Source organism: Nocardia sp. NPDC041819 (assembly GCF_055590505.1).
This window is the reverse complement of record NZ_JBVJAP010000002.1, coordinates 88,960-112,882: the sequence shown is the minus strand read 5'-3', so window position 1 is coordinate 112,882 and position 23,923 is coordinate 88,960. Positions and strand designations below refer to the sequence as shown.

Annotated in this window: 15 protein-coding genes; 11 read left to right on the top strand and 4 right to left on the bottom strand. The window is 69.0% G+C overall.

From position 1 onward, the window contains the following. The first annotated feature begins 51 nt into the window (after window positions 1-51). From ACZ6DL_RS07405 to ACZ6DL_RS07375, 7 genes are all read left to right on the top strand, one after another. The gene (locus ACZ6DL_RS07405; RefSeq protein ID WP_466050462.1) at window positions 52-1,851 is read left to right on the top strand and encodes an alpha/beta hydrolase-fold protein; all 1,800 of its coding nucleotides are present in this window, start codon (window positions 52-54) and stop codon (window positions 1,849-1,851) included. A 115-nt stretch (window positions 1,852-1,966) separates the two neighbouring features. Further along, window positions 1,967-2,491: a DUF732 domain-containing protein gene (locus ACZ6DL_RS07400; RefSeq protein ID WP_063048344.1), complete on the top strand. Its 525-nt coding sequence runs from the start codon at window positions 1,967-1,969 to the stop codon at window positions 2,489-2,491. A gap of 47 nt (window positions 2,492-2,538) precedes the next feature. After that, the gene (locus ACZ6DL_RS07395; RefSeq protein WP_466050461.1) at window positions 2,539-3,474 is read left to right on the top strand and encodes a cutinase family protein; all 936 of its coding nucleotides are present in this window, start codon (window positions 2,539-2,541) and stop codon (window positions 3,472-3,474) included. Window positions 3,475-3,643: 169 nt separating this feature from the next. Then, window positions 3,644-4,687, top strand: coding sequence for an LLM class F420-dependent oxidoreductase (locus ACZ6DL_RS07390; RefSeq protein WP_083863172.1), 1,044 nt, complete (start codon window positions 3,644-3,646; stop codon window positions 4,685-4,687). Window positions 4,688-4,876: 189 nt separating this feature from the next. Beyond that, the gene (gene fadD32, locus ACZ6DL_RS07385; RefSeq protein WP_466049725.1) at window positions 4,877-6,790 is read left to right on the top strand and encodes a long-chain-fatty-acid--AMP ligase FadD32; all 1,914 of its coding nucleotides are present in this window, start codon (window positions 4,877-4,879) and stop codon (window positions 6,788-6,790) included. A 110-nt stretch (window positions 6,791-6,900) separates the two neighbouring features. After that, window positions 6,901-12,258, top strand: a complete 5,358-nt coding sequence (pks13, locus tag ACZ6DL_RS07380; protein ID WP_466049723.1) for a polyketide synthase Pks13 — start codon at window positions 6,901-6,903, stop codon at window positions 12,256-12,258. Next, on the top strand, window positions 12,255-13,799 hold the full coding sequence (locus ACZ6DL_RS07375; protein ID WP_040864253.1) for an acyl-CoA carboxylase subunit beta: 1,545 nt from the start codon (window positions 12,255-12,257) through the stop codon (window positions 13,797-13,799). The genes pks13 and ACZ6DL_RS07375 overlap by 4 nt, the downstream gene beginning before the upstream one ends. A 68-nt stretch (window positions 13,800-13,867) precedes the next feature. On the opposite strand, the gene ACZ6DL_RS07370 is transcribed toward ACZ6DL_RS07375, so the two are convergent. After that, complete coding sequence (locus ACZ6DL_RS07370) at window positions 13,868-14,365, bottom strand: peptidylprolyl isomerase (RefSeq protein WP_393231214.1); 498 nt, start codon at window positions 14,363-14,365, stop codon at window positions 13,868-13,870. A gap of 184 nt (window positions 14,366-14,549) precedes the next feature. Between ACZ6DL_RS07370 and ACZ6DL_RS07365 the strand changes: the two genes are divergently transcribed. The 3 genes from ACZ6DL_RS07365 to ACZ6DL_RS07355 all read left to right on the top strand — a co-directional run bounded on the left by ACZ6DL_RS07365 (window position 14,550) and on the right by ACZ6DL_RS07355 (window position 18,672). Next, a complete protein-coding gene (locus ACZ6DL_RS07365; protein WP_466049720.1) occupies window positions 14,550-17,915 on the top strand; it encodes an arabinosyltransferase domain-containing protein in 3,366 nt (1,121 codons plus the stop codon). A gap of 128 nt (window positions 17,916-18,043) precedes the next feature. Beyond that, entirely contained in the window at window positions 18,044-18,259 is a 216-nt protein-coding gene (locus ACZ6DL_RS07360; protein WP_396985868.1) for a type II toxin-antitoxin system CcdA family antitoxin, read from the top strand. Continuing rightward, window positions 18,256-18,672: a type II toxin-antitoxin system VapC family toxin gene (locus ACZ6DL_RS07355; protein ID WP_396985870.1), complete on the top strand. Its 417-nt coding sequence runs from the start codon at window positions 18,256-18,258 to the stop codon at window positions 18,670-18,672. Before ACZ6DL_RS07360 ends, ACZ6DL_RS07355 begins: the two co-directional genes overlap by 4 nt. Before the next feature lie 157 nt (window positions 18,673-18,829). On the opposite strand, the gene ACZ6DL_RS07350 is transcribed toward ACZ6DL_RS07355, so the two are convergent. Together ACZ6DL_RS07350 and ACZ6DL_RS07345 are read right to left on the bottom strand one after the other, a co-directional pair. Next, entirely contained in the window at window positions 18,830-18,988 is a 159-nt protein-coding gene (locus ACZ6DL_RS07350) for a hypothetical protein (RefSeq protein ID WP_168434190.1), read from the bottom strand. A gap of 85 nt (window positions 18,989-19,073) precedes the next feature. Next, window positions 19,074-19,475 carry a winged helix-turn-helix transcriptional regulator gene (locus ACZ6DL_RS07345; protein WP_466049717.1) on the bottom strand — a complete coding sequence of 134 codons (402 nt, stop codon included), beginning with the start codon at window positions 19,473-19,475 and terminating at the stop codon, window positions 19,074-19,076. Window positions 19,476-19,574: 99 nt separating this feature from the next. Between ACZ6DL_RS07345 and ACZ6DL_RS07340 the strand changes: the two genes are divergently transcribed. After that, complete coding sequence (locus ACZ6DL_RS07340) at window positions 19,575-20,507, top strand: NADP-dependent oxidoreductase (protein WP_466049715.1); 933 nt, start codon at window positions 19,575-19,577, stop codon at window positions 20,505-20,507. Window positions 20,508-20,566: 59 nt separating this feature from the next. Here ACZ6DL_RS07340 and ACZ6DL_RS07335 read toward each other — a convergent pair whose 3' ends face one another. Next, entirely contained in the window at window positions 20,567-23,914 is a 3,348-nt protein-coding gene (locus ACZ6DL_RS07335; protein WP_466049713.1) for an arabinosyltransferase domain-containing protein, read from the bottom strand. Window positions 23,915-23,923: the final 9 nt, after the last annotated feature.

The following is a 23,923-nucleotide window of genomic DNA, read 5'->3' as shown; positions in this document are numbered from 1 at the left end:
AGCTGTGGCATACGCTGGCGTCTCGTCGCTCGTTCGGCACGCGAGCGGCTGATGCTGCTCGCCACCGCACTGGTGGTCCCCCTAGCCGCGGGCACGTCCGTGGAGGCACCCGCGGCCGCGGAACCCACGGTGGCCGTGGCCGCGCCCGTGCTGGAGAAGGTCCAGTGGCTGAGCGACCGTCGCGTCGCGCTGTGGGTGACCTCGCCGTCCATGGGTGCGCCGATCCAGGTGCAGTTGCTGCTGGCCAGGGACTGGAACGCCCGCCCTGAGGCCCGGTTCCCCGTGCTGTTCCTGCTCGACGGCCTGCGCGCGACCGACGACGAGAACGGCTGGACGAAGGAGGCGGGGGCGGTCGATTTCTTCGCCGACAAGAACGTCACCGTCGTGCTGCCCATCGGCGGGCAGTCCAGCTTCTACACCGATTGGCTGGAGCCGGACAACGGCCGCACCTACAAGTGGGAAACCTTCCTGACCAAGGAGCTTCCGCCGCTGCTGGAGAGCCATTGGCGGGCGACGAGCGTACGGGGCATGGAAGGGCTGTCGATGGGCGGCACGGCCGCGATGCTCCTGGCCGCCCGCAACCCCGGCTTCGTGCGGCACGCCGCCGCGTACTCCGGCTTCTTGACCACCACGACGCTGGGCATGCCCCAGGCCATCGAGTTCGCGATGCGCGACGCGGGCGGGTTCGACTCCGCCGCCATGTGGGGTCCGCAGACCGGACCGGAGTGGGAGGCGCACGACCCGTACATGCTGGCCGACAAGCTGCGGGGCGTCAGCCTGTACATCTCCAGCGGCAGTGGCGCGATCGGACCCTACGACCAGGCCCTCGGCATACCCGGGGTGAGTACGAATATCGCGGGCATGGGTTTGGAGATCCTCGCGCGGCTCACCTCGCAGAACTTCGTGACCAAGCTGTCCAAGCTGGCCATCCCGGCGCAGGTGAACTATCGCCCGTCCGGCACCCACTCGTGGCCGTACTGGGATTTCGAGATGCGCCAGTCCTGGGCCCAGGCCGCCTCCGCGCTGGGCGTCGACCAAGGCAAGCCCGACTGCCAGCCGGGCGGTGCGATCGGCCCGGTGGCTGCCGCGGCGGGCTGGCTCCGCCAATGCCTCACCGGGGAGTACGCGGTGGCGGGCGGCACCGCTCAGGACTTCGCGGGTGGCCGGGTGTTCCACACGCCGGACAGCGGCGCGTATCCGGTCGGCGGTCTGTTCGGTGCGGGTTACCAGGCGGCAGGGGGGCCCACCGGACCGCTCGGCCTGCCGATCGGCGAGGAGCGCGCGCTGGAGGATGGTCGCGGCAGGTACCAGTCCTTCCAGAACGGCTCGCTGTACTGGACGCCGCAGACCGGTGCTCAGGTGGTCCGCGGCGCGATCCTGGCGGAATGGGGCAAGCAGGGGTTCGAACGCGGCCCCGCCGGTTATCCGGTCGCGCCGGAGATCAAGACCCCGAGCCGCGACGGCGTCGTGCAAGCCTTCGAGAACGGCCCGTTCTACTACAGCGCAGCCACCGGCGTGCATCGTGTCCAGGGTCTGATCCTCGGCAAGTACGCACAGCTCGGCTTCGAGAACAGTCCGCTCGGCTTCCCGGTCGAGGAGGAACAGGCGCTGAAGGAACTGGGCCGGTTCAGCCGATTCGAAGGCGGCAACATCTACTGGAGCCCCGTCTCCGGCGCTTGGGCGGTGCGCAACGGCCCGGTGCTGGACGCCTGGCGCGAGACCGGCTACGAGAACGGCAAACTCGGCTACCCCACCGGCGACGAGTTCTCCATCTCGGACGGCATGCAGCAGAACTTCCAAGGCGGCTTCATCACGGTGCGCGACGGCAAACCGGAAGTCCACAGCCTCTGAGACGCTCGGATCGTCCGACTCCCGCCGGCACCGGCCGAAGGCGCGGCAAAGCCGACCCAGCTAGCCTGGTGGGCGACCCGACCCCCGCTCAGCGACAGATCGAGGACAAGAATTCATGCATCGGACCCGTGGAAAGGTATTCGGCGTAGTCGTGGCGCTCGCCGCGACCGGCCTGCTCGCCGCGTGCGGCGACAATGATTCGACCGCGACGAGTACTCCGTCGACGCCTGCCCGCACCACGACGGCGACGACGACGTCGCCGGCCGCATCGACGCCCGCCGACACCGGTCAGCCCGCTCCCGCTCCGGAGCAGCCCACGACGACGGTGGCCCCCGAGCGTCCGCAGCCGGTGCCGACCGAAGCCGTCCCGCCCGCGGACACCTCGAAGCTCACCGACAAGGACAAGCGGTTCCTGGACGAGCTGGCCAAGCAGGGTGTCACCCCGTCCACCCCGGACATCGCATTGAGCATCGGCGCGTACGTCTGCCAGGGCACCGCCGCCGGTGCGTCCGATCAGGATCTGATGACCTTCGTCAACGCCATGGCAGGTTCCGATCCGTCCTTCGACCCGGCCAAGATGCCGGTGGAGAAGGCCGGGCAGATCTACATCACCACCGCTCGCGCCACGTACTGCCAGTGAGTTCGCGTTCCCGTTCGACCTCCCGCCGGTTCAGGCCGGCGGGATGTCTGGTCGTGATCGGCGTCGTGCTGCTGATCGTCCTGGTGGTCCTGCTGCTGTGGTATCTGCTGGCGGGGCGTCTGCGCCCGCCCGGCCCCGGCCCGAAGCCGCCGGAGCGGCCGACTTCGCAGCCGGCCAGTTGTCCCGACGTGCAGATGATCTCGGTGCCCGGCACCTGGGAGTCGAACAGCTTCGACGATCCGCACAATCCCACCGCGAACCCGGTGTCGCTGATGCTCAACGTCTCCGGTCCGATCACTCAGCGGTTCCCCGGCGAGCGGGTGGACGTGTACACCGTTCCCTACGTCGCGCAGTTCTCCAATCCGATCGCGATCCCGCCGGACGGCCAGCAGTCCTACAACAACAGCCGGTCCGAGGGCACGGCGCGGATGGTCGACGCCATGGCAGCACGGCATCAGGAGTGCCCGTTGACCACCTACGTGCTCGCCGGGTTCTCCCAAGGTGCGGTGATCGCGGGTGACGTCGCCGCGCAGATCGGCGCGGGCGACGGCCCCGTGCCCGCCGATCTGGTGCTCGGCGTGACGTTGATCGCCGACGGACGCCGCACCGGCGAGAGCGGCCCGGGTCAGGCGATCCAGATCGGTACTCCGGTGCCCGGTGTAGGTGCCGAAGTCGCGCTGAAGGGGTTGAACGTGCCCGGCATCACGATGACCGGTCCGCGTCAAGGGGGCTTCGGCGCGCTGGCCGACCGCACCTACACCATGTGCGCGCCCGGGGATCTGATCTGCGATGCCCCACGGGAGGCACTGAGTCCGTGGAACATCGTGGGCAGCGTGAATTCGCTGGTCCGGGCGGCGGGGAACCCGGTGCACGCCCTGTACAACACCTACGTCGTCGACGGCGACGGCACCACCGCGACGCAGTGGACCACCAACTGGGCGGCGGGCCTCATCGAGGCAGCGCCGCATCCGGCCCATTCGTGAGAATTCACAGACCGTGAGATACCCCGCACCCGCTTGGCGTGACAAGCGCAACTCGAGTTGGGTAGCACGCTGTAAAGTGCGCTGGTGATCGCGACGCCGGGCACCACCGCAGCGCAGACCCGGGCGGGCGTCGCGCCCGTATTTTCCTTACAGCCAGGAGCATGAGTTCATGACAGAAGCCGCCGCACCGGCCACCACGGCGAGCCGTGACGCGGATGCTGCGTTGTCCGCGCTGGGCACTCCGTTGCGTCCGTTCCGCTTCGCGGCGGCCGGCGAGGGAAACAAGCAGGAGGGCGGAGCGCGCAAGTTCGTGCAGACCGCTCAGCAGGCCGAGGAATACGGCTTCGACACCTTCGTGGTGCCCGATCACCTCGGTGAGCAGATCGGGCCGATCGCCGCGCTCGGCGCGCTGACCCAGGCCACCGAGAAGATCCGGCTCGGCACCTCGGTGCTGGCGAACGGTTTCCGCCACCCCGTCGTGCTGGCCAAGGACCTGGCGACCATCGACGTGCTGTCCAAGGGCCGACTCGAGGTCGGCCTCGGCGCGGGTTGGATCAAGGAGGAGTTCGACAACGCGGGCATCGCCTACGAATCGCCCGGTGTCCGGCTGGAGAAGCTGGACGAGGCGCTGACCATTCTCGACGTGCTGCTGCGCGGCCAGGAGTGCACCTTCGAGGGCAAGCACTACCAGGTCCGGGGCATCAAAGGCACCCCGAGGCCGCGGCAGGGCCCGCGCCCGCCGATCTGCACCGGCGGTGGCGGTCCGAAGATGCTGCGCCTGGCCGCCAAGCACGCCGACATCATCTCCGTCGTTCCGGTGACCACCAAGAACGGCAAGGGCCTGCTCTCCGGCATCACCATCGAGAAGGCCGTGGAAAAGGTGAATCTGATCAAGGAGGCCGCCGGTGACCGGTTCGCCGACATCGAACTGAACTGGGCCGTCACCGCGGTCGTGATCACCGACGATCGCGAGAAGACCGCGGAGATGGCGCTGTCGGCGTTGGACCGGGGACTGCACCCGAACCTGGAAGTCGATGTTCAGCTGTCCGTCGAGGACATCCTGAACTCGCCCTACGTGGCGATCGGCACATTCGAGGAGATCGCCGAGCAGATCCGCCGTGTGCGGCAGCTCACCTCGATGTCCTACGTCGGTGTATTCCCCACCCAGATGGACGCGTTCGCCCCCGTTATTCCCCTGCTGCGGGACGAGTGAGCCGGTCTTCTCTGTAACATGACTCTGGTTTGAGTACATCTAGCCGATAAGCGGTCACCGCGCAGACCGCACAAAATCTGCAGGCTGGCTCTGCACTTGGAGCACCCGCGGGCGAAAGCGAGTCGGGGCCTCACAGGTAATAGCGGCGATTCGCCGTCTTGCTGCGTGTGCCTCGGAGGAGAAGAAGGAATGGAAGAGACTTTCGACGACTACCTGGACGAAACCGGGAACATCCGTATTCCCGAGGATCACACCCTGGTTGATCACGTCGAGAAGCACACCCGGAACGACGCGAACACCCTGGCGTATCGCTACATCGACTACTCGCGCGAGCGCGACGGCGAGGCGCAGGAGCTGACGTGGCGTGAGTTCGGTATTCGGCTGCGCGCGGTGGCCGCTCGACTGCAGCAGGTGACCAACCCGGGCGACCGGGTCGCGATCCTCGCGCCGCAGGGCTTGGACTACGTGATCTCCTTCTTCGCCGCGATCTACGCGGGCACCATCTCGGTCCCGCTGTTCGACCCGGACGAGCCCGGTCACACCGATCGCCTGCACGCCGTGCTCGGCGACTGTGAGCCCTCGGCGATCCTGACCGCGAGCTCCTCCGCTGCCGGGGTCCGGCAGTTCTTCCGCTCGCTGCCCGCAGCCCAGCGCCCGCGCATCATCGCGGTGGACGCGATCCCCGACAGCGTCGGCGAAAGCTGGGTGCGCCCGGACATCGCGATCGACGACATCGCCTACCTGCAGTACACCTCGGGTTCCACCCGGGTGCCCGCCGGTGTGGAGATCACCCACCGCGCGGTGGGCACCAACCTGCTGCAGATGGTCGACGCGATCAACCTGGACTGGAACTCACGCGGCGTCACCTGGCTGCCGCTGTTCCACGACATGGGTCTGCTGACGGTGATCCTGCCCGCGGTGGGCGGCAAGTACATCACCATCATGTCGCCGAGCGCGTTCGTGCGCCGTCCCTACCGCTGGATCAAGGAACTGGCGGCGATCTCCGACGGCGCCGGAACCTTCGCCGCGGCACCGAACTTCGCGTTCGAGCACGCCGCGGCGCGTGGTCTGCCGAAGAACGGCGAGTCGCTGGACCTGTCGAACGTCATCGGCCTGATCAACGGCAGCGAGCCGGTGACCACCTCGTCGATGAAGAAGTTCAACGAGGCGTTCGCCCCCTACGGTCTGCCGAAGACGGCGATCAAGCCCTGCTACGGCATGGCCGAGGCGACGCTGTTCGTCTCCGCCACCAAGGCCGAGGACGAGGCCAAGGTCACCTACGTCGACCGCAAGGAACTCAACGCGGGACGCATGGTGAAGGTCGACCCGAGCCACGAGGACGCGATCGCGCAGGTGTCCTGCGGTTATGTCGCGCTGTCGCAGTGGGCGACGATCATCGATCCGGAGTCCGTTGAGTCCGGTGGCGGTCGTGAGGTGCCCGACGGGCACGTCGGCGAGATCTGGTTGCACGGCAACAACATGGGCATCGGCTACTGGGGTCGTCCCGACGAGACCGCGGCGACGTTCCAGAACAAGGTCACCGAGCGTCTGTCGCAGGGCAGCCACGCCGAGGGCACCGAGCCGGACGCGAACTGGATGCGCACCGGCGACTACGGCGTGTACTTCGAAGGCGAGCTCTACATCACCGGCCGGGTGAAGGACCTGGTGATCGTGGACGGCCGCAACCACTACCCGCAGGACCTGGAGTTCTCCGCGCAGGAAGCCAGCACCGCGCTGCGGCCCGGCTTCGTCGCGGCGTTCTCGGTGCCGGCCAACCAGCTCCCGGCGGAGGTTTTCGAGCAGGGCAGCCACTCCGGCCTGCAGTTCGACGCCGACGACGCCTCCGAGCAACTGGTGGTCGTCGGCGAGCGTGGCCCGGGTGCGGGCAAGGCCGATCCGCTGCCCATCGCCGACGCGGTTCGCGCGGCGATCTCCCAGCGCCACGGCGTGACCGTTCGAGATGTGCTGCTGGTGCCCGCGGGGTCGATCCCGCGCACGTCCAGTGGCAAGATCGCCCGCCGCGCGTGCCGGGCGGCCTATCTGGAGGGAACGCTGCGGGGTGGTTACACCCAGCAGGCTTTCCCCGATGCACCGGAAGAGTAATTGCCAGGGGCGGCCTCGGACCGACCATCGACGCTCGGCGCCGACCTTCCCACGCGCCGGGCGTCAATTCACGGTACGCCCGGTACGGACACAGGTAGCTTGAGGAATTGATGGCTGACAACGAGGGCACGCCCACCCAGACGACCGACACCCCGCCCGTCGAGACCGGCGCCGACGCGGCGGCCCCGGCCGAGTCCGCGAAGGGTGGCGCGCAGACCGACATGTCGGTGGCGGAGCTGCGTGAGTGGCTGCGGCGCTGGGTCTCCGAGGCGACCGGGCAACCGATCGAGCAGATCACTGTGGACCGGCCGATGGAGGAGTTCGGGCTCGCCTCGCGCGATGCCCTCGCCCTCGGTGGGGACATCGAGGAACTGACCGGCGTGATGCTGAACGCGACGGTCGTGTATCAGCACCCGACCATCGCCTCGCTGGCCGAGCGGATCGTCAACGGCGAGCCGGACGCGCCGGAGGAAGCCGCGGACGACGCCTTCTACACCGCGGGCTACCGTCCCGGCGAGGCGCACGACATCGCCATCGTGGGTTTGTCGACCCGGCTGCCCGGCGCGGGTGACACCCCGGAGACGACCTGGGATTTCCTCATCGGCCGTGGTGACGGCATCCGGGAGCTGCCCGAGGGACGCTGGTCGGAGTTCCTGGCCGAGCCGCAGCTGGCCGAGGCGATCGCGCAGGCCAACACCAAGGGCGGCTACCTCGATCAGGAGGTCGTCAAGGGCTTCGACGCCGAGTTCTTCGCCATGTCGCCGGTCGAGGTCGAGCGGGTGGATCCGCAGCAGCGCCTGGCGATGGAGCTGACCTGGGAGGCGCTGGAGCACGCGCGGATTCCGGCCAGCGACCTCAAGGGCGAGCCGGTCGGCGTGTTCATCGGTTCCTCGGGCAACGACTTCATGCTGCTCGCGGCGCTCGGGTTGGGCAGCGAGCGCGATCCGAACGTGCCGGTGTCGGCCGAGGCGTACGCGATCATGGGCAGTGTCAGCTCGATCATCCCGAACCGGGTCTCCTACTTCTTCGACTTCCGCGGCCCGTCGGTGTCCATCGACACCGCGTGCTCCTCGACGCTGGTGGCGGTGCACGAGGCGGTGCAGGCGCTGCGCGGCGGCGAGGCCGACCTGGCGCTGGCCGGTGGCGTGAACATGTTGCTCGCGCCGATGGCCACGCTCGGTTTCGACGCCAACGGCGGTGTCGCCAAGGACGGGCACATCAAGGCGTTCTCCAAGGACGCCGACGGCATGGTCCGCTCCGAGGGCGGCGGTCTGGTGGTGCTGAAGCGCCTCGCCGACGCCGAGCGTGACGGCGACACGATCTACGCCGTGATCAAGGGCTCGGCGGTCAACAACGACGGGCGGTCCAACGGCCTGCTCGCCCCGAACCCCGACGCTCAGGCCGAGGTACTGCGCCGCGCCTACCGCGACGCGGGCATCGCGCCGTCCTCGGTCGACTACGTCGAGGCGCACGGCACCGGCACCCTGCTCGGCGACCCGATCGAGGCGGACGCGCTCGGCCGGGTGGTCGGCCGCGGCCGCGACGCCGACAAGCCCGCGCTGCTCGGTTCGGCCAAGACCAACTTCGGTCACCTGGAGTCGGGCGCCGGTGCGGCGAGCCTGGCGAAGGTGGTCATGTCGTTGCAGCACAACGTCATTCCGCCGAACATCGGCTATGCCGGTCCGAACCCGTACATTCCGTGGGACCAGGCGCACCTTAAGGTCGTCGACGAGCCCACCGAGTTCCCGCGCTACAGCGGCACGGCGACCATCGGCGTCTCCGGCTTCGGTTTCGGCGGCACCAACGCGCACGTCGTCGTCCAGGAATACGTACCTGCCGCCGCACACGGGGCGCAGGCGCCGTTCGCCGAACTCGAGTCGCAGCTGAACGAGGACGTGCTGGACGAGGAGACCACGGGCGTGGTCGCGGAAGCCGATGCCGTGGTCGCGGAGGCCGCGGTCGCGGCCGTCGCCGAAGCTTCCTTGGCCGCCGAAGCCGCCACGCCGGTCTCCGAGTGGACCACCGAGCGCACCGAGCCGCTGCCGCAGATCCTGCCGGTGTCGGGCTACCTGCCCTCGCGCCGCCGCCGCGCCGCGGCCGAGCTGGCCGACTGGCTGGAGTCCGAGGCCGGCGCGAAGACTCCGCTCGCCGACGTTGCGCGGTCGCTGGCCAAGCGCAGCCACTGGCGTTCGCGCGGCGTGGTGCTGGCCAAGACGCACGAGGAGGCGGTCGCCGGACTGCGCGCCATCGCGGCGGGCAAGCCGGGCACGGGCGTCTTCACCGCCGACGCGCCCGCGGCTATGGGTCCGATGTGGGTGCTCGCCGGTTTCGGCGCGCAGCACCGCAAGATGGGCAAGCAGCTCTACCTGGAGAACTCGATCTTCGCGAAGACCGTCGACGAGGTCGACGAGCTGGTGCAGGACGAGGCCGGATACTCGGTGCGCGAGCTGTTCCTGGACGACAGCCAGGACTACAACGTCGGCACCTCGCAGGTCGGCATCTTCACCATCCAGATCGGCTTGGCCGCGCTGCTGCGCGCCCACGGCGCCGAACCCGACGCCGTGGTGGGCCATTCCATGGGCGAGGTCGCGGGCGCGTACATCGCCGGTGGTCTCTCGCTCGAGGACGCGGTGCGCGTGATCTGTGCTCGTTCCCGCCTGATGGGCGAGGGCGAGCAGATGATCAGCGACGACGACGTGCGCAACATGGCGCTCATCGAGTACAGCGCCGAGGACGTCGCGAGCCTGCTGCCGGACTACCCGGACGTCGAGGTCGCGGTGTACGCGGCGCCCACCAACACGGTGATCGGCGGCCCGCAGGACCAGGTGGCGGCGATCGTGGCGCAGGTGGAGGCGGCGGGCAAGTTCGCCCGGGTGCTACAGACCCGCGGTGCGGGCCACACCTCGCAGATGGACCCGCTGCTCGGCGAGCTGGCCGCGGAACTGGCCGGCATCGAGCCCACCAAGCTGAAGACCGGCTTGTATTCGACGGTGCACAAGGAAGAGTTCTTCCGGGCGGGCAACGACCCGATCCACGACGAGGACTACTGGGTCAAGAACATGCGTCACAGCGTGTACTTCACCAACGCGGTGAAGCTCGCGGTGGACGCGGGCCACACCACGTTCCTGGAGCTGGCGCCGAATTCCGTCGCGTTGATGCAGGTGCTGGGCACCACCTTCGCCGCGGGCGTGCACGACGCGCAGCTCATCCCCACACTCAAGCGCAAGGAGGACGAGTCCGCGGGCGTGATCGCCGCGCTCGCCCAGCTCTACGTGCACGGGCACAAGGTCGATCTGTTCTCGCTGCTCGGCCCCGGCGATTACGCCGACATCCCGCGCACCACGTTCGTGCGCAAGGAGTACTGGCCGAACGTCCGGCTGGCCACGGGCGGCAACGGCCGGTTGCCCGGCGCGCACGTCGCGCTGCCGGATGGCAGGCACGTCTGGGAGGTCCAGGCGTCCTCGGTGACCGATCTCGCCGGACTTGTGCGTGCCGCCTCGGCGCAGGTGCTCAGCGACGTCTCACTGGGCGCATCGATTCCGCACGCGCCGATCCCGGAGGCGGGCACGCTCACCACCACGCTCACCCCGCATCCCGGCGGCGCCTCGGTGCAGGTCCACGCCAAGGAGGGCAACGCCTTCCGCCTGGTGTTCGACGCCGTGGTGACCTCCGGCGCTGCGCTGCCGGAACCCGTTGTGGCCGAGCCGGTCCCGGCGATCGCCGCGCAGACGCGCAGCGACGCCGAGCTCGAGGTCGTGGAGACCTTCGGTGACCGGTGGGATCCGAACGGCACGCAGACCGTCGAAGAGCGGCTCGCGCTGATCGTCGCGGAGTCCATGGGTTACGCGGTCGAGGATCTTCCGATGGAGATCCCGCTGATGGAACTCGGCTTGGACTCGCTGATGGCGATGCGCATCAAGAACCGGGTCGAGTACGAGTTCGACATCCCGCAGCTGCAGGTGCAGGCGGTGCGGGACGCGAGCCTGCACGAGGTCGGCAAGGTGCTGCGGTACGCGATCGAGCACCGCGACGAGGTGCAGGCGATGGCCGATCAGCAGGCTGCCGACAAGGCGGCGGGCGGTAGCGGCGAGCTGACTGTCGACGCGGACTTCATGTCCGCGGCCAGGGCGGCCCTGGCCACCGGCGCTGACCCGGTCGCCGCGGTGGCGGGCGCCGCGACCGTTTCACCGGACGCCATAGCGGAACCCGCTGCGACCGAGGTCGATTCGGCTCCCGCGGCAGCGACTGCCGCGAGCCCGGAAAAGGCCGCCGAAGCCGCCGCGGCTCCCGCCGCGCAGCCGGCGGCCCAGGCCGCTCCGGTCGCCGCGGCTCCGGCCGCGCCCGCGGCCGTCTTCGGCGGCGCGCAGCAGCCCACCGACGAGGACGACGTTCCGCCGCGCGACGCCGCCGAGCGCCTGACCTTCGCCACCTGGGCGGTGGTCACCGGGAAGTCGGCCGGAGGCATCTTCAACACGCTGCCGATCCTGGACGAGGACACCGCGGAGAAACTGGCCGCGCGCCTGACCGAACGGGTCAAGGCCGAGGTCACCGTCGACGACGTGCTCGACTGCGAGACCATCGAGCAGCTCTCCGACATCGTCCGCGACCTGCAGGACAGCGGCGCGGATGTGGACGGTTTCGTCCGTCCGCTGCGGCCGCGTGCGGAGGGCTCGAACGCCGTGCCCGTCTTCGTGTTCCACCCCTCCGGCGGCAACACACTGGTGTACGAGCCCCTGTTGAAGCGGCTGCCCGCCGAGACGCCGATGTACGGCCTCGAGCGGGTCGACGGTTCGATCGAGGAGCGGGCGCGCCAGTACCTGCCCGAGCTGCGCAAGATCCAGGGCGACGGCCCGTTCGTGCTGTACGGCTGGTCGCTGGGTGCGGTGCTGGCCATGCAGACCGCCCAGTTGCTCCGAGCCGAGGGCGCGGACGTTCGCGTGGTCGGCCTGATCGATCTGGCCATTCCGACTCAGGGTGAGGACAACAGTCCCGAGGAGCGCGTGCGGCGGATCGAGCGCTACCAGGTGTTCGCCAAGAAGACCTATGGCGTCGACGGTGAATTGGATCGCGAACAGCTGGAGACACTGGCCGCGGCATCCGACGATGAGCAGTTCAAGATGATCAGTGATCTGATCAAGATCAGCGGCACGAAGATTCCCGGAGGCGTGCTCGAACACCAGCGCACCTCGTGGATCGAGAGCCGTCAGCTCGCCAAAACGCAACCGTCGCACTACGACGGCAATGTGGTGCTGTACCTCGCCGATCGCTATCACGACGGGATGATCGAGCTGGAGCCGCGATTCGCCGATCGGCTGCCCAACGGTGGCTGGGACGAGTACATCCCGAATTTGGAGGTCGTCCACATCGCCGGCGACCACCTGCAGATCATCGACGAACCGCGGATCGGGAAGATCGGGGCCGACCTGACCGCGAAGCTCGCCGCGATCGAGGCGAAAGGGGCCAAGTGAGCACGACTGCCGAAAAACTCGCCGACCTGCGCAAGCGCCTGGATTTGGCGCAGGAGCCCGCGGGTGAAGCGGGGATCGCCAAGCGGGCGAAGAAAGGAATTCCCAGCGCCCGCGACCGGATCAACATGCTGCTCGATCCGGGAACCTTCGTGGAGATCGGCGCGCTGGTACGCAAACCGGGCGATCCCGCCGCGCTCTACGGCGACGGCGTCGTCACCGGGCACGGCCTGGTCGAAGGCAGGCCCGTGGCGGTGTTCTCGCACGACCAGACCGTGTACGGCGGTTCGGTCGGCGAGATGTTCGGCCGCAAGGTCGCCGGGATCCTGGAGTACGCGGCCAAGGTCGGCTGCCCGGTGGTCGGTATCAACGACTCCGGCGGCGCCCGCGTGCAGGAAGCGGTGACCTCGCTGGCGTGGTACGCCGAGCTGGGCCGCCGCCAGGAGCCGCTGTCCGGCCTGGTTCCGCAGATCTCGATGATCCTCGGCAAGTGCGCGGGCGGCGCCGTCTACGCCCCGATCAACACCGACGTGGTGGTGGCGACCGAAGAGGCGTACATGTTCGTCACCGGCCCGAAGGTGATCCGGGAGGTCACCGGCGAGGACGTCAGCCTCGAGGAACTCGGCGGGGCGCGCAGCCAGGCGGAGTACGGCAACATCCACCACGTGGCCAAGGACGAGGCGGCCGCCTTCGAGTGGGTGCGCGATTACCTGGGCTACCTGCCGACCAGCTGCCAGGAGCTGGCGCCGGTCGTGAATCCCGGCCTGGAGCCGGAGACCACCGACAGCGACCTGGAACTGAACTCGATCGTCCCGGACTCCGACAACTCCGGGTACGACATGCACGAGATCCTGTTGCGCATCTTCGACGACGGCGCCTTCCACGAGGTCGGCGCGTCGGCGGGCCGCAACGTCATCACCGGATTCGCCCGGGTGGACGGGCGCAGCGTCGGCGTGGTGGCCAACCAGCCGATGGTGTACGCGGGAGCGCTGGACGCCCGCGCCTCGGACAAGGCCGCGCATTTCGTCCGGCTGTGCGACGCGTTCGAGATCCCGCTGGTGTTCGTCGTCGACACGCCTGGGTTCCTGCCCGGTGTGGAACAGGAGAAGATCGGCGTCATCAAGCGTGGCGGACGGTTCCTGTTCTCCTACGTGGAGGCGTCGGTCCCGAAGGTCACCGTGGTGATCCGCAAGTCCTACGGGGGCGGCTACGCCGTAATGGGCTCCAAGCAGTTGGGCGCCGATGTGAACCTGGCCTGGCCCACCGCGCGGATCGCCGTCATGGGCGCGGAGAGCGCGGTCAGCCTGATCGGAGCCAAGCAGATCGAGGCCGCGCCCGAGGACCAGCGCGCCGCGATCCGCCAGCAGATGATCGACTTCTACAACGCCACCGTGGCGACCCCGTGGGTGGCCGCCGAGCGCGGATACGTCGACGCGGTCATCGAGCCCGCGACGACCCGGCTGGAAATCCGTCGTGCGCTCCAGTTGTTGCGGGACAAGGCTATTGCCCGCAACCCGCGCAAGCATCACCTGCTGCCGCTGTAGGCCGCGGAACACGATCGGGCCGCACCCCTCTGGGGCGCGGCCCGATTCGCGTCATGGGCGCCGAATGATCAGCTGACGGTGGCGGATTCGATGACGACGTCGCTCACCGGGACGTCCTGGTGCCCGCCGGCCGAGGACGTGGCGACGCCCGCGATCTTGTCGACCACGTCGGTGCCTTCGGTGACCGCGCCGAAGACGGTGTAGCCCCAGCCCGCCGCGGTGGGCGCGGAGTGGTTGAGGAAGTCGTTGTCGGAGACGTTGATGAAGAACTGCGCGGTGGCCGAGTGCGGGTCGTTGGTGCGGGCCATCGCGACGGTGTACTTGTTGTTCTTCAGGCCGTTGTTCGCCTCGTTCTGGATGGGCGCTTGCGTGCCCTTCTGGCGCAGGCCGGGCTCGAAGCCGCCGCCCTGGATCATGAAGCCGGGAATGACGCGGTGGAAGATCGTGCCGTTGTAGTGGCCCGCGTTCACGTAGTCCACGAAATTGCGCACCGTGTTCGGCGCTTTCTGGTCGTCCAGTTCGAGGACGATCGGTCCGTAGTTCGTCGAGAGATTCACCTTGGTCATAGGCCCACCTTTCCATTGTGGTCGGTAGCGGTCAGCAGGACGGGGTCGATTGGTCGGCGGGTGCCATTTCTCCGGCCCGTCGGCACAACATTCTGGCAGTCGGCTCCGAACATACTGAGGACCCGCGATTTCTCCCGGCGGCGCGACGCCCGCGCGGACAGACGGGCAGATAGCATTGCCAACCGTGCCCGACGCCGCAACCGCTGTTCTCACGAAACCCCCCGCCGCCCCGCCGGTGACCCCGAACGATTTCCGGACCGCTCGGCTCATCGCATTGCTCGCCGGTCTGCTCGGCGCGCTGTTCGCGCTGGCGACTCCATTCCTGCCGGTCACGCAGACGACCGCGGTGCTGAAGTGGCCGCAGAGCGGAACGCTCGGCAACGTGCAGGCGCCGCTGATGTCGCAGGTCCCGATCGACCTGAAGGCGACGATCCCGTGCGAGACCATCGCCCAGCTGCCCGAACGGGGCGGCATGCTGCTGGCGACCGCGCCGCCGCAGGGCGACCGGGCCGCGCTGGAGGCGATGTTCGTGCGGGTCTCGGAGACCTCGGTCGACGTGATCGATCGCAACGCTGTGGTGGTGTCGGCCGACCGCAGCCGCATGGGCGAGTGCACGTCGCTGACCATCAGCTCGGACAGCGAGCGCACCTACGCCGCGTTCGCCGGGCTCACCAAGCAGGTGGAGCGGCCGGTCGAGGGTGTGGCGCCCGGCACGACCGAGCTGGTCACCGTGCCGGTGGAGGGGCAGCTCGGCGGCGATCTGCGGCCCCAGGTGGTGGGTGTGTTCTCCGACCTCAAGGGCGCGGCGCCCGCGGGGTTGTCGTTCGACATGACGGTGGACACTCGTTTCTCGTCCAGCCCGACCGCGATCAAGCTGATCGCGATGATCGCGGCGGTGTTGTGCACGCTGATCGCCCTGGCGGCGCTGGCCCGGCTGGACAGCAGTGACGGGCGCGGGCACCGCCGGTTCCTTCCGGCGAACTGGCTGAAGCCGACCTGGGCGGACGGCGCGGTGATCGGCACGCTGCTGCTGTGGCATTTCGCGGGCGCCAACACTTCCGACGACGGCTACATCCTCAGCATGGTGCGGGTGGCGCCGCACGCGGGCTATATGGCCAACTACTTCCGCTGGTACGGCGTGCCGGAGGCGCCATTCGGCTGGTACTACTACGTGATCCAGGTCTTCTCGGAGATCTCCACGGCCAGCCCCTGGGTGCGGTTGCCCGCCCTGGCCTGCGCGATCCTCTGCTGGCTGGTGATCAGCCGCGAGGTGGTCCCCCGCCTGGGCCGTGGTGTGCGCACCAGCAAGGTGGCGCTCTGGACCGGCGGACTGGTGTTCCTGGCGTTCTGGCTGCCGTTCGACAACGGATTGCGCTCCGAGCCGGTCGTCGCGCTCGGCGCGCTGCTGACCTGGGTGTCGATCGAGCGGGCCATCGCGACCGGACGGTTGCTGCCCGCCGCGGTGGCCATCCTGGTGGCCGCGTTCACCCTTGCGGCCGCGCCGACGGGATTGATGTGCGTGGCGGCGCTGCTGGCCGGTATCCGCCCGATGGTGCGCATCGTGGTGCGCAAGCACCGGCACTTCGCCGCGCTGGGCGCCGGGCGGTGGGGCTCGACGCTCCCGTTGCTCGCGCCGATCGCCGCGGCGGGCGTTCTCGTGCTCACCGTGGTCTACAGCGACCAGACCTTCGCGGGCATCCAGGAGGCCAACCGGGTGCGTCAGGTGACCGGGCCGAACCTGGCCTGGTACGAGGACTACCTGCGCTACTACTACTTGTTCGTGGAGACCGTCGACGGTTCGCTGTCGCGCCGTTTCGCCTTCCTGGTGATGCTGCTGTGCCTGTTCACCACGATGCTGGTGCTGCTGCGGCGCAGGCAGGTGCCGGGTATCGCGAGCGGGCCGACCTGGCGGTTGATGGGCGTGGTGTTCGGAACCATCTTCTTCATGATGTTCAACCCGACCAAGTGGACCCACCACTTCGGCGCGTACGCGGGCATCGCGGGCTCGCTGGCTGCGGTCACCGCCGTCGCGGTGTCGGCGAGCGCCCTGCGGGCCCGCAAGAACCGGGCGATCTTCCTGGCCGGATTGCTGTTCGTGCTCGCGATCGCGTTCTCCGGCATCAACGGCTACTGGTACGTGTCCAGCTTCGGCGTGCCCTGGTTCGACAAGCGCATCTCGCTGCACGGTTACCAGTCGAACACGGTCATGCTCATGCTGTTCGGCCTGGCACTGGCGCTGGTCGGCTGGTACGCGCTGCGGGAGGACTACACCGCGCCGCAGCCGTCGGCGAAGACGGCGCGCGGCAGGCGGATCCGCCGGTTCGCCGCGATCCCGCTGACCGTGGTCGCCGCGCTGATGGTCGCGCTCGAGGTGCTCTCGCTGGTCAAGGGCGCGGTCTCGCAGTATCCGGCGTATTCGCTGGCGCGGTCGAACTTCGACGCGCTCGGCGGCAGCACCTGCGGTCTGGCCAACGACGTGCTGGTCGAGCCGGACCCGAACGGCGGCAGGCTCGCGCCGATCATCGATCCGGCGCATCCGCCGACCGATCCGGCCGACCCGCTGGCCGGCGTCGATCCGGTCGGCTTCGCTCCGAACGGCGTGCCCAACGATCTGTCCGCCGACAGTGTCGAGGTGAAGCCGGGCACCGGCAACACCTCCACCCAGTCGGTCGGCGCGGCGTTCGCGGAGGGACAGAGCGCGGGCACCGGCGGCGGTCAGGGCGCGCTCGGCGTCAACGGCTCCACCGTCGCCCTCCCGTTCGGTCTGGACCCGGCCACCACGCCGATCCTCGGCAGCTACCAGAACGGTGTGCAGCAGCCTGCGAACGTCACCTCGAGCTGGTATGAGTTGCCCGCTCGTTCGGCGGACAAGCCGCTGGTGGTGATCTCGGCCGCCGGTCGCATCCTCTCCTTCGACGACACCGGCGCGATGAAGTACGGCCAATCGCTGACCGTCGACTACGGCAAGCACCTGCCCGACGGCAGCGTGCAGAAGCTCGGCACCTACCTGCCGCGCGACATCGGCCCGTTCCCGTCCTGGCGCAACCTGCGGGTGCCGTTGGACGAGATCGCGCCCGACGCCGACGCGGTGCGCATCGTCGCCAACGACCCGATCCTGATCGGGGACCAGTGGCTGGCGTTCACGCCGCCGCGGATGCCGAAGTTGCAGACGCTCAACAGCCTGCTGGGCTCCCAGCAGCCGATCCTGCTGGACTGGGCGGTGGGCCTGCAGTTCCCGTGCCAGCGTCCGTTCGACCACGAGAACGGCGTGGCCGAGGTGCCCGGCTACCGCATCCTGCCGGACCGCCCGCTGGCCATCAGCTCGACGAACACCTGGCAGGCCGAGGAATTCGGCGGCCCGCTCGGCTTCTCTCAGATGCTGGCCAAGTCGGTCACCGTGCCCACCTACCTGAAGGACGACTGGGCGCGCGACTGGGGCTCGCTGGAGCGCTACGACCAGTACGACCGCAACGCCGTCCCCGCGAAGCTGGAGACCGGGACGACCACTCGTTCCGGGCTCTGGTCGCCGGGTAGTTTGCGGGTGTTCTGATCCGTCTCGGGTTATCCCGGACAGCGGGCCGTCGCGCAGAACCCCTGTGCGACGGCCTTCTGGTGTCATGGACAACCCGGCGACATCCTCAGCGATCTATACACACACAAGTGTGTATATTTGGGCGTATGACTCGGCTCAACGTCTATGTGCCCGACGAACTGGCTGAACGCGCCCGGGAACGTGGGCTGAATGTGTCCGCACTCACTCAGGCCGCGATCCTCGCGGAACTCGAAAAGACCGCCACCTCGGCATGGTTGGCCGAATTCGACGACCGGCCTGAGGTCTCGCACGAGGTCGTCATCGCAGCTGTTGATTCGGCGCGGGATGAGTTCGGCCAGTGACCGAAACCGAACAGATTGTGCTGGACGCCAGCGCGATGGTCGACATACTCATGCGCAACGATCGCACGACCGCTGTGACCGCGCGGATTACGACGACGGTCATGCACGTCCCGGCGCACTTCGACGCTGAAGTGCTGTCCGCGCTGGGGCGACTGAACCGTGCCGGCGATCTGACCGATGCCGAAGTCGAGACCGCGCTGAGCCGTCTCGCTCGCGCCCCGCTGACCCGCCATCCACTGATGAACCTCACCAAGGGGGCTTGGGCTCGGCGTGCCGCTATCAGGCTGACCGATGCTCTCTATGTCGAACTCGCCGAACAGCTGGACATGCCGCTGATCACCACGGACGGACGTCTGGCTCGAGCGGCGTCCTGTGCCGAGGAGATCCGCGCTGTGGCCGAGCAGCGCGAATAGGCAAGGTCGAGAGTATTGGCATCGCTGTGACGTGCCGATACCCGTCGATGTCGCGTTCGGCGAGCTGGCTACGGGATAGATACCCGAACACAGGGCCGCCGCGCAGGTGAACCCTGCGCGGCGGCCCTGCCGTATTTCGCCGGTGCGAACCGGGCGCTCAGACCTTCAATCGAAGACCGAGCTCGCGCCGGAGCACCTCTTGCGAAGGGAGGCGGCCGAGCACGCGCAGCACCGCAGGCCGCAGCTCCCGTTGTTCCTCTTCGCTGAGCAGTCCGACAAGATCGCGCAGATCCATTTCATCGAATGCCGTTGTCATGGCAATCAGATTAAGGCCATCGACCCGATTCGTCCTGCGATGTTTAGCCACAGGTGGGAGCACATTTTCAGACCGGACAACCGGTTTACTTACCGATTCCGTCGTAGCGTGCGCGCGCCGCGATGACGTCGTCCATGCGCGCCTCCGCCCAGGCTTTGACGGAGCTCATGACCGGCTGGAGGCTGTGCCCGAGCGGGGTGAGTTCGTAGTCGACGCGGACCGGCACTTCGGCGGTGATCCGCCGCTCCACCAAGCCGTCGCGCTCCAGTCCTCGCAGCGTCTGGGTGAGCATCTTGGGGCTCACGCCCGCGATGATCCGGTTCAGTTCGGCGTAGCGCAAAGGGCCCTCGGCGAGCGCGGCGAGCACGAGGCTAACCCATTTGTCGCTGATCCGGTCCAGCAGCTGCCGGGTCGGGCACTCGGCGATATACGCGTCGTAATGCTGTTTGGCCAGTTCGCGGCGCTGCGCCGCGGTCTTCGTCGCCATCGGGGATACCTCGCCACCTCTAACGCACTCTCGGGTAACTACTACCCAGAAGATAGTAACGCCTCGTAAGTTGGTCGACAGCCGAGAGGAAGGAACGTCATGCGGGCAGTAGTGGTTCACCGGCCGGGACCGGAAGCCGAGGTGGAGGTCGTGGAAGTGCCGAGGCCGCAACCGGGTCCGGGCGCGATCCGGATCGCGGTCGCGGCGGCGACGGTGAATCCGGTCGACCTGATGGTGCGTGCGGGCGTGGGCGGCACGCCGTTCGCCGCGCCGCGCGACCAATGGGGCGTCGGCTGGGACGTCGCGGGCACGGTGGACGCGCTCGGCGCGGGCGTCACGGGGTTCACGGTGGGGCAGGCGGTGATCGGCATCAGCGACCGGCTCGACGTCTCGCTCGGCGCGCAGGCCGACTATGTGGTCCTGGAGGCCGGAAACGTCGCGCCCGCTCCGGTTTCCGTGCCTCCGGTGCAAGCGGCCACCATCCCGCTCAACGGCCTCACCGCGATCCAGGCACTCGACGCGCTGGATCTCACCTCCGCCGAAACGCTGCTGGTGACCGGCGCGGCGGGCGCGGTCGGCGGCTTCGCCGTCGAACTCGCCGCCGCGCGAGGCGTGCGGGTGATCGCTTCGGCCTCGCCCGCCGACGAGGACACGGTCCGCGCGTTGGGCGCCACCGATTTCGTGCCGCGCCAGGCGTCCCTGCCGGATGCCGTCCGCGCCCTCGTCCCCGGCGGAGTGGACACCGCCCTCGACGCCGCCGCACTCGGCCCCACGACGCTCGCGGCGGTGCGCGGCGGCGGACGGTTCGTGTCCATCAGCGTCCCGAACACCCCGATCCCGTTGCGCGCAACCGTGGTCCGCACGGTGCTGGTTCGCGCCGATCGCGCACAACTCGATCAACTGGTCGCCCACGTCGACGCGGGCGAACTCACCCTCCGCGTAGCCGAAACCCTTCCCCTCACCTCCGTCGAAGCCGCCCACAAGCGCCTCGCCTCCGGCGGCCTACGCGGCCGCCTCGTCCTCATCCCGTGACCTCGACCCCGGGTGGCAGATGTCCCGTGCCGCCCGGGGTCAGCGGAGTCCGATGCCGGTCAGCGGATGCGGATGGGGTCGTCGGTGTCGAGGCCGGTGCGGGTTCGGGGAGAGATGTGGATGGTGGCGGGGGTGGCGTCGGGGGCGTAGAGGGTGAATTTCTCGAGGGAGCCCCAGTCGCGGGCCCAGTCGTGGTCGAGGTAGGCGGGGACGGTTTGGGACTTCAGCAGCAGGCCGGTCCAGCCGAGCGGGCCGCCGCCGATGTCGTCCTGCCAGGCGTTGGAGGCGTCGGAGCCGACCCGGTCGGGCAGGATGCGCCACCGCGGGATCTCTCCGACGCCGTCCTTGTGGTCGAACGGCCGCTGGCACGGGAAGGCCAGGCCGACGTGCCAGTCGAGCAGCACCGGATCCTGCGAGCCGACCACGGAGTTCAGCGTGGCCAGCTTGGGCAGCCGGGGCGGGGTGACGGCCAGCCACTGCTTGGGCGTGATGTCGTTGTCGATCGCGACCAGCCGCACCGCGTTCACTTCCCCCGGCAGTCGATCCAGCGGCACCCGCAGGTTGCGCCAGGACGGCGCGGGGCCGATGTCCAGCGGATCGATCGAGCCGAGCGTGCGCACCTCGCCGTCCGCGCCGCGGACGCCGTACTCCAGGTGCAGTTCCTGTCCGTAGGTGAGCACGCCGTCGGCGTCCACCGACCGGATCCGGCCCGCCGCGGTGATCGCCAGCACCTGGTAGGCCGGGTCGTGGCGCATGCTGTCGGTCAGGTCGAGCCGGTACCACTGGGTGGTCAGCTTCGCCTGCTGCTGCTCGCCCTCCTGGTAGCTGCCCAGCACCGGGGTCTTCGCCGCGTCCAGGCCGAACGGCAGCGCGACGGTACTGCCGTTGATGCCAGCCTGCGCGGTGGTGCCGCCTCCGGTGCCCGCGCCGGTGGTCTTGCTGGTCTTGTTCTCGGAATCTTTGTCCACCGAGTTCGCACCGCCGGAGACCGTCTCCTCGGCGTCGGCGGTGAGGTCGCTCGCCACCCCGTTCGGAGTGAAACCCTTGTTCTGCGCGGCTAGTCCGTCCGCGGGTGATCCGGTGAAGGGTTGCAGCAGCGAATCGGCGGTGTCGGTTTCCACCAGCACCTCGTTGGCCAGCGCGCACGAATCCCCGCCGACCGATTCCACGTTCGACTTGGTGATCGAGTACGCGGGGTACTGCGTGGCCGCGGCCTTGGCGAGTGAGGCGACCTCGAACACCACCAGCAGCGCGGCGGCTACGGTCAGCGGCGCAGACGCCCACCGGTCGAAACGCCGTGGCGCCATCGCCCGCTCGCGCCGATACGGTTCCCGGTAGTGCAGCCAGATGGCGATCAGCAACGCGACGCCGCTGAGTCCGAGGAACAACGTGGACAGTCCCTTGCCCGCGATCAGCGGCGCCTTGTCCCACCACGGGACACCGTAGCTGGACACATACCACCACCCGTTGGAGCCGGTGAAGGTCACGGCGAGCAGGAACAGCACGGCGGCGGCGAACAGCGCGCGGTTTCGCGGGGAGCGAATGCCGGTGGTGCCCACCGCGACCGCCGCGAGCGCGGCCAGCGATCCGGCCAGTCCGGCGTATACGCCGAAGTGGTGCGTCCACTTGGTGGGGGTGAACATCATCAGGAACAGCGACGCGAACACGATGCCGAGAATGCGCACCGAAGGACCGCGTGAGGTGCCCGGAATCCGACCCTTGCGCAGCACTTGCAGCACACACACCAGCAGGCACAGCAGCATCACCAGTACGCCGAACCGTCGCGCCAGTGAACCGTCCGGCGAGAGCATGAGCAGCGAATCCCAGCGGGTGCGCTCGTCGAACCACGCCACGTTCGGGCCGACGATCGTGCGGACCCGGGTGGCTTCCAGCACCGTCGACAGCGTCTGGTCGGCGAAGATCACCACCAGCACCAGCGTGCCCGCGGCCAGGCCGGGGGCGAGCAGCGCGGCGAACCGGAAGACCGCCGCCGCCGGGGAGGTCTTGCGCACGGTCCCGGGAGCGTTCACCGCTGCGGCGGCCTCGGCGGAACCCGCGGCGGCCGCGTCCGCGTCGGGTCCGGTGCGGGTCGGGATCACACCGCGCGCACGCTTGATGATGATCAGCAGCACCGGTCGCGACCCGGCGATCAGCGCCGCGATGCAGATCAGACCGGTCGGGCCCGCCGCAAGGGAGAACGCGGCGATCAGCACGGCCACCGCCGCGGGCAGCAACCGGCCGGTCGCGATGGCGCGTTCGATCGAGCACCAAGTGAGCAGCGCCCCCGCCGCGATCAGCGGCTCGGGGCGCAGCCCGTTGTCGTAGGGCAGCCAGAACGCGAGGAACACCAACCCGGCCGTCCACAGCGCCACCTTGTTGCGGCGCGCCCGGGCGCCCAGGCGGGGCAGCACCTCACGGCTGATCACCAGCCAGCAGACGACCCCCGCGAGCAAGGTGGGCAGTCGCATCCACAGGCTCGCGTCGGAGATCCGGGCCATCCAGGCCAGCACCTCGTAGGACCAGCCGAACGGAGCCTCGGGGACCGCGAACCAGCGGTAGTAGTTCGCCATGTAGCCCGCGTGCTCGGAGGCTCGCGCCATGTTCAGGATGTAGCCGTCGTCGGAGGTGTTCGCCCCGATGACGTGCCACAGCGCCAGGATGCCCAGCACGACGCCGTCCGCCGGGGTGACGCGCCACCAGTGGGCGGGCAGGAACCGCCGCGCTTTGCGCCCGTCGGTGGTGTCCAGCAGATGCAGTGCGACGAGTGCGATCAGCGTGAACACAGCGGCGGCGAGCATGGCGGCCAGCTTCAGCGGCGTCGGTGTGGAGGAGAAACGCGAGTCGATGTCCGCGTGCACCTGCGCTCCGGCGAGCCGACCGGCATCCAGGTCGGTGAACATGCCGACCAGCTGCGGCCGCACGTCCCGGCCGATCGTGGTCCGGAACGGCGTGCCGTCCTGGCGGGTGACGCCGCTGAGTTCGAGGGTCGTCGCGGCGGCGTTCGACTCGATGCCGATCGTCGCACAGGACCCCACCTCCGCCAGCGGCGCGGACAGCAGCGGGATGTCCCGCAGCACCGCCGAGAGGACGCCGTCGGCGACCGAGACCACCAGACCTTTGGTCGCCGCCTGGCCGGAGGCCACCGGGACGGTGGACAGCACGGTGCCGCCCGCTCCGAGCTCGCTCACCAGCGAGCAGGGCAGCGTCGCGCGCAACCGCAGCGGTTCGTAGGACACCAGCGGCGCCGCCACGCTCGCGGCGCCCGGCTCGGGCCAGTCCACGCTCGCCCGATCCTGCCGCACCGGCAGGATCGGGGTCAGCAACGCCAGCAGGAATCCGAGAAGCCCGGAGAGGAGGGCGATCAAGCGGATACGGGTGAACGCTCGAGAAGATCGGTCCGGTCGCACGGTGGTTGA